Here is a 6,958-nt window from a genome sequence, read left to right on the forward strand (position 1 = left end):
TCTATAATATCACGGGCTAGTTTATCTATATCGCGGCCATTTACATTCTCCTTTATTTTTATCATGCTCTCATGCTGTGCCCTTTTAACAATTTCCTATATTTCCTTCTGCTCTTCACTGGCCCTCCCAAAAACCATTGTTCTTGTTGTATCGGAGCAGTACCTCTGATAAACAGCACCGTAATCTATTAAAACAAAATCGCCCTTTTTTAATTTTGTTTTTCCTGGAAAATAATGGGGCATGGATGAATTTTTACCAAATGCAACTATTGTGCTAAATGATTCTCCTGATGCGCCGTTTTTCATCATGGCATAAACCACCTCTGCGGCCAGTTCTATTTCTGTCATGCCCTCCCTAATTTTTGGTATTACGTCCTCAAGAGAATCGCTGGCTATTTTTGCGGCCTCCCTTATCTTTGATATCTCATCATCCTCCTTTATTTTTCTTGCCTCAAGTATGGACTGCGATATGTCTATAAATTCCTTATCTGGAATAATTTTAAGAATGTTTTTATACTGTTCCAGTGAAACTGCTGAATAGTTGATGCCTATATTTGTATGGTTTTCAAAAATTTTTTTGATAATCTCGTTAAATTCATCCCTTGTTTTAAATATAATTACGTCATAGCCTGTTTCTCTTGCAGCCTGTTCCTCCAGCTCTGATGTGATAATTTTTACCTCATCAGGCCTGATAAATAATGCTGAACCCTCAAATATACCGCTTTTTGCACCGGTAATATAAAAGAATGTTTTATCTATCTGGTTTTCCCCGCCATTTATTATAAGTGCCGTGTCGACATCCCTGACGTAATCAAATATTCTCTCACTTTTCATTATTATTTATCTTAATTTTAGATATAACAATTTCGATTAACAATTGAATAATAATATTAAATATTGAACATACATTTACATATATAATGTACGATAAAGTATTTTCAGGAAAATTTTATTATAATGGGCAGTTTCAGGATCTTGATATAGGCGTATGTGATGGAAAAATATCAGAAATAAAAAAGCATATTAATTTTAAAAGGGAAATATTGCGCCATGCGGTCTTTCCTGCAGGCACAGATATACATGTTCACTTCCGTGATCCTGGTGAAACCGAAAAGGAGGATTTTAGAACAGGCACCATCTCGGCAATTGCAGGAGGTACAACAACAATATTTGATATGCCCAATAATAAAATAAAAATTGACAATTATTCTGCATACAGGGATAAACTTGAAATAGTCCGCAGAAAGGCATACTCGGATTTTGGCCTTTATTCGATGTTCACTGGAAATAACCTTGATATCATTGATAAGGATTCCTCTGGAATAAAAATATACATGGGAAGCACAACAAATGCCAGTGGACTAAATAATTATAATGCCAGTGATATTAATGGAATAAATGATCTTAAAATACCAGTTGTATTCCATGCGGAGGATCCTGTATGCCTCCAAAAAAATCATATTGAGGCAAAAAACCTGATGGATTATAATAAATCCAGGCCGCCAGAATGCGAGGATTCTGCAGTTAGCACTGCCAGCAAAATGGGATTTAAAAAGGGAATAATAGCGCACCTAACACATAATATAAAAACGCAATATTTAAGGGAGGTAACACCGCATCACCTGATGCTCAATGATGAAATGGATCTTGGTTCTTATGGAAAGGTAAATCCACCATTAAGAAGCCGCGAACTTCAGGGCCTTTTACTCGATGAATATATATCAGGAAGCTATGATATTTTATCATCCGACCACGCACCGCATACACAGAATGAGAAGGCAGATTTTGAATATGCACCAGCCGGCATAATAGGGGTTGAAACCAGGATTCCACTAATGCTTGCATTAATACAGAAAAAGGTCTTATCCATGGATGTGTTCATAAAAACTGCGATATATAATCCTGCAAAAATATTTAATATAAAAAAGGGTGAGATAAAAATAGGCAATTATGCAGATTTTATGACTGTTGATTTTACCTCAATGGAGAGGCTCAACGATTACAGGCTCCACTCAAAAAATCCAGAATCACCCTTTAATGGCTTTGATGTAATATTCCCGGATGATGTAATCATGAGGGGTATAAAAATTGTATCTTCAAGAGAAATAATAGAGGATCATACTGGAAAATATATAAGGGAGCTTAAATGATGCCAAAGTATTTAAAGACATCACCCACCTGGGTTCCGTAAGCAAATTCTGATACATATTCACTTTTTACCTTTATATTTTCTGATGCATTGGCCGGTGCTGCTTTTTTAACAGGGAGATCAAACATGCTTAAATCATTGTCAGAATCTCCCATAACCAGTATCTCGTTGTAATCATAATTATAAAACTTCTTAAGGAAATTAACGGCATATGCCTTATCCTGGCCCTTATTCATGACATGCCATGTAAATTTGCTATTCACAATGTATAAATCCCGCTTTTCAGCCTCCTTTGATATGAATTCATAGTCTTTTTCATCCATTGTAAATGCCGATGATGTTTGCCTCCAGATGTTTGTAAACATGGGCCTTGCACTTGTTGTTTTTGATATCTCATCAAGGAATTTATCACATTTTTCCTTACTAAAGAATGTCTTAATGGTATCATTAATAAGCACTATGCCACCGTTTTCACCAAATACCGGTGCATTTGTGCCTATGAATGTTTTTAATCCAAACATAACCGGTAATGCATTTCCACTAACAAATGATATAAGGACTCCAGAATTCACAGCCCTTCTGATATTTATTATTGCATCTGTTGATATTCTTCTTTCCCTGTCTGTGAGGGTCCCATCAACATCAAGCACAACAAGCCTTATCATTTTTGGTAATATTTATAAAATTTATAAACATTTATAATAAGATGAAAGATCAAAAATTAAATAGAATTGCCATGGATAGAATAAATAAATTATATAATTTATCACTTATTTCCAATGAATATTATTCTAAAAGATATATTATACTCATGGAAAGAATTGCAAAAAGGATGGATATCACACTACCAGTATATATAAAAAAATCATACTGTAAAAAATGCAAACTGCCATATAAGAATGAAAGAATTAGAATTAAAAATGGACTGGTGATTATAACGTGCCCGAACTGTGGAGATGTAAGAAGAATACCTATAAAAAATTAATCCACTGTTTCCAGTTCAAAATAGACCTTAAAACCCTGCAGGGTTGCCTGAATTTTATCGGCAAACCATATGGCATCCTCGGCGGTTGCAGAGTCGGGCCAGTTGTATACCATATCCTGTTCTCCTTTTATTAACGAAAATCCCAGTGACCTTAATCTATCCACTATTTCACTGGGTTTTGTACCCTCGCTGTTGAATATCACTTTAAGGAATGTTTTCATAGTACCTAAATATAGCATTGTATATATTATTTTTCCGTTTGTCTCATTTTTGATGGCCACCAGTTGTACTTATCAAGGAACAGCATAACGCTTGGAACAAAGAACATCCAGCTGACAAAGGTATCAACAAGCACTCCGAGTGATAGACCTACACCTATTTCCTGCATTATGGGTATTCCGCTGAAATATAATGCACCAAATGTTGCGAATAATAATGAACCAAGGGTCATAATAACCCCACCACTTTCAATGATACTGTTTTTTATTCCATCATCATTGGTCATGCCGTTTAAAACATTTTCCCTGACCTTTGTAACCATAAATATATCATAATCAAGGCCCACAGCCAGCAGGGTTATAAATACAAATAATGGCAGGAAGATAATTAATGGTAAATGAAGTATGTAAAAGAATATGATATATGTTATTGCAAGTGACATAATTACGGCCGCCATCACCATTAGTATGAGCCTTAATGGTGTAAATGCGGATCCGAGCTGTATTAATAATATTATGAATATAGCCACACCAAGTATTGGCACCATCTTGCTGAAGGAGGATGATGTAAATGAATATGCATTATTAAGATACTCTGTTAAACCACCTGCATAACCCTTATAGTCAGAACCTGATGAATATTTTGATTCTATACTTTTAAGAAATGATGTGGACTGTGGGCTCCAGGCTATATTTGAAAGATATATAACTATCTCTGCATAGTGAGAATTATTACCTATATATGAGTTTGTTGCGCTTGCATAATCCTTGGAATATGCAGGTGAAACATTTAATGCACCTAATGCACCTTTAGATGTTAAATTCACAGTCTGGCCAAATGGAGAACCTATTCCGTATATGTCAGAAACATAACCTGAGCTTGAAAGATTATGCTCTATTGACAGTATCTGATTATATTCTGTTGTATTATAATAATATGTATTATTTTTATGTATTACTAATGGGGATGTAAAATTTAAAATTATATACGCAGGATCAAACAAATCATAATGGAACGAATTGTTTACAACAACCAGTGATTGTATTCCACTGCTTGGTGGCAGGAGGGTAAATACATCCATGTTTGTTGGCGTCTCGGCATAAAGTGCAAGGGATGCAAAGGTTACAACCACAAATATTACAAATATCTTCTTTTTATTTTTAATTGTAAAATTGGCAACCTTCTCCATGGAATGCTCAAATGGAAGTTTTGAACCCTCCTTAATTTTGGCGGGATAAAATATTCTGTCCTTTAACTGTGCCATAAGGGCTATTAAAAATGTATTTGCCGCTATTATGGTAATTACAGCTGAGATTGCATTGGTAAAACCGGCATCACTGAATAGCGGTATATTTGAAACCCATAGAACAACGTATGATAATGCAACTGTTGCACCGGATGTAAATACTGCCTGACCGGCCCATTTGGCTGATTCTGGTATCGCATTTTTATTTCCCTTTCTTCTTTCAGATCTGTATCTTGACAGTATGTATGCTGAATAATCCGATGCAATTCCAAGAATAAGTATTAATAGCAGTGTTGGCGTTATAAATGATATTTTTTTATCGAAAATGTATTTATATATTAAACCGTTGATTCCACCACTCACCACTGCAGATAACAGGAAGATTAAAAATGGAACAAATGCGGCAACAATTGATCTGAAGTAAAGCCCAACTATAATTATGGATATTACAATACCTATTAATAATGCGATTATCATGCCACTCTGGATCTGGCTGGCAAGCTGGTCATTTGAAACAGTTGTGCCCGCAAGGTAATAACTGCTTCCAGGTATAATTTTTTCATACTTATTTTCTATTGATGTTATATGATTCTGTTCTGCAACTGTTAAATTACCATTATAATGGAATATAAGAATTGCAGTATTATTTGATGGGCTTAATAGTGATGAAGAGGAATATGATGAGGGTAAAACAGGATAATGGTTATATGAATTATTTTCTATTGTTGATGTTACCAGCGGCATTAAACTGGTTGTATTATTAAGTTCATATAAATATGGCCTGTAATAATCATCATTTATTTTTAGGTATGGGTTTCCCTTGGTAATGTTTATGCTTGAATTGTATGAATAATCAACTGCAAGATAAAGGGATGTCTTTGAAATACTTTTGGTATGGTTAAATTCCGATATGGCATTATCTATAAAACTTAAATTGCTTACACCCACCTCAGTAAATATTTTATTAAACCCGGCAGAAAATGTGGAATTCTGGGCTATTTTAGTTGAGTTTTCTCCCTTAAGGTTTAACGATAACACAAGCGTATTTAAATCATAAATGCCATTTTCAAGACCCTTAATCTCCTTTGAAAATGAATAAAGTGTTGAATTCTCTACTGTGAATATACTGGTTGTATTTGTGTAACCTATATTCGTGGATTTTAGATAATTAGATACATTATCCTGGAAATTAATTAAATTTTTAACATTTTGAGAATTATTTAAGTTTGTATTGTTTGCAACAATCAAAATTTCAGGGTCTGTAGAACCCCCAAACTGATCTGTTAACAATTTATTTGCCTCATATGCAGGTGAATTCTTTGTAACAATTGAACTTGAAACATTGTATGATGTATCTGTAAAAAGCAACGTTGCAGCAGGAAGCATCAATATAAAGAGGACTATCCATATTACCAGAATCTTCTTTTTATTTCTTTGAGAGAATTTACCAAGTCTCATGAATGATTTTTCCAACATTATGGTACCGAATTAAATCAAAAAATTTAAAGTTTATTAATAAACATTTTTTTAACCGAATTTTTAATATATTCAAAAAATTAAAATGCATGGAAAATATGTTAAATTAATGAATTATACAAAAATAGATTTATACTCATATCTATATAACCTGCTTTTACAGATTCCTGATGGCATGGTAAGCACATACGGTGATCTTGCCGTTGCACTTGGTGATAAAATTTCTGCAAGGGCTGTTGGATACATGCTTTCCCTAAATAATTACCCTGATAAATATCCCTGCTATAAAATAGTTTATTCAGATGGTACTGCAGGCAATTATGCCCTTGGTGCAGAGGAAAAAATTAGAAGGCTTAAAAATGATGGTATAAATGTAATTAATGGTAAGATAGATAATTTCAATAAGCTCGTATTCAGGGACTTTAAGTCCGATTACCCATTGAAAAAATTAATGATGGAACAAAACAAAATTTCAGAACATATAGATACAAATGATTATGAGATACCAAAGAGTGTTGCGGCAGTGGATGTTTCATATGTTGGCAGATATGGTTATGGTGCCATGGTTATAAAGGAGGGTGATAATATTGTTGTTAGATACTTTAAAGAAGAATCTAAATTTCCCTATATCCCTGGATATCTTGGATATCATGAAACACCGTATATAGAAAATCTTGTTAGAGATTTTGATGGAATTATCCTGATTGATGGTAATGGAATACTGCATCCAAGAATGTGTGGACTTGCAACCTTTTATGGTGTGCTGTTTAATAAGCAAACCATTGGGGTGGCAAAATCATTGCTGCTTGGCGATATTGGAAACAATTATATTTATTATAACAATAAACCATTGGGTTATCAGGTAAATAAAAGAACAATAGTAA

At 33.9% G+C, this 6,958-nt stretch carries 7 protein-coding genes; 3 read left to right on the forward strand and 4 right to left on the reverse strand.

The genetic code is table 11. The features are described 5' to 3' along the window. Nucleotides 1-95 precede the first annotated feature (95 nt). Nucleotides 96-833, reverse strand: a complete 738-nt coding sequence (locus tag QXW15_RS07610) for a Xaa-Pro peptidase family protein (protein WP_342790276.1) — start codon at nucleotides 831-833, stop codon at nucleotides 96-98. Nucleotides 834-919: 86 nt separating this feature from the next. Here QXW15_RS07610 and QXW15_RS07615 point away from each other — a divergent pair, with 86 nt between their 5' ends. After that, complete coding sequence (locus QXW15_RS07615) at nucleotides 920-2,149, forward strand: dihydroorotase (RefSeq protein ID WP_342790277.1); 1,230 nt, start codon at nucleotides 920-922, stop codon at nucleotides 2,147-2,149. On the opposite strand, the gene QXW15_RS07620 is transcribed toward QXW15_RS07615, so the two are convergent. Beyond that, complete coding sequence (locus tag QXW15_RS07620; protein ID WP_054964463.1) at nucleotides 2,142-2,813, reverse strand: phosphoglycolate phosphatase; 672 nt, start codon at nucleotides 2,811-2,813, stop codon at nucleotides 2,142-2,144. The genes QXW15_RS07615 and QXW15_RS07620 overlap by 8 nt on opposite strands. A gap of 41 nt (nucleotides 2,814-2,854) precedes the next feature. Here QXW15_RS07620 and QXW15_RS07625 point away from each other — a divergent pair, with 41 nt between their 5' ends. Then, nucleotides 2,855-3,133: a ribonuclease P protein component 4 gene (locus tag QXW15_RS07625; RefSeq protein ID WP_048100894.1), complete on the forward strand. Its 279-nt coding sequence runs from the start codon at nucleotides 2,855-2,857 to the stop codon at nucleotides 3,131-3,133. Here the strand turns inward: QXW15_RS07625 and QXW15_RS07630 are convergent. Both QXW15_RS07630 and QXW15_RS07635 read right to left on the reverse strand, forming a co-directional pair. After that, entirely contained in the window at nucleotides 3,130-3,354 is a 225-nt protein-coding gene (locus QXW15_RS07630; RefSeq protein WP_048100893.1) for a hypothetical protein, read from the reverse strand. The two genes, QXW15_RS07625 and QXW15_RS07630, sit on opposite strands and share 4 nt — an antisense overlap. A 26-nt stretch (nucleotides 3,355-3,380) precedes the next feature. Beyond that, on the reverse strand, nucleotides 3,381-6,074 hold the full coding sequence (locus tag QXW15_RS07635; RefSeq protein WP_048100892.1) for an MMPL family transporter: 2,694 nt from the start codon (nucleotides 6,072-6,074) through the stop codon (nucleotides 3,381-3,383). Between the two features lie 109 nt (nucleotides 6,075-6,183). On the opposite strand from QXW15_RS07635, the gene QXW15_RS07640 reads away from it, so the two are divergent. Continuing rightward, nucleotides 6,184-6,958: endonuclease V (locus QXW15_RS07640; protein ID WP_342790279.1), on the forward strand; the 775-nt coding region annotated here is incomplete at its 3' end.

Origin of the sequence: Acidiplasma sp. (genome assembly GCF_038728925.1) — an archaeon.
GTDB lineage: Archaea > Thermoplasmatota > Thermoplasmata > Thermoplasmatales > Thermoplasmataceae > Acidiplasma > Acidiplasma aeolicum.

What these genes read in the sequence shown, in the direction of transcription:
- QXW15_RS07610 (WP_342790276.1), bottom strand. Translation starts at nt 833, where the DNA reads ATGAAAAGTGAGAGAATATTTGATTACGTCAGGGATGTCGACACGGCA.
- QXW15_RS07615 (WP_342790277.1), top strand. Translation starts at nt 920, where the DNA reads ATGTACGATAAAGTATTTTCAGGAAAATTTTATTATAATGGGCAGTTT.
- QXW15_RS07620 (WP_054964463.1), bottom strand. Translation starts at nt 2,813, where the DNA reads ATGATAAGGCTTGTTGTGCTTGATGTTGATGGGACCCTCACAGACAGG.
- QXW15_RS07625 (WP_048100894.1), top strand. Translation starts at nt 2,855, where the DNA reads ATGAAAGATCAAAAATTAAATAGAATTGCCATGGATAGAATAAATAAA.
- QXW15_RS07630 (WP_048100893.1), bottom strand. Translation starts at nt 3,354, where the DNA reads ATGAAAACATTCCTTAAAGTGATATTCAACAGCGAGGGTACAAAACCC.
- QXW15_RS07635 (WP_048100892.1), bottom strand. Translation starts at nt 6,074, where the DNA reads ATGTTGGAAAAATCATTCATGAGACTTGGTAAATTCTCTCAAAGAAAT.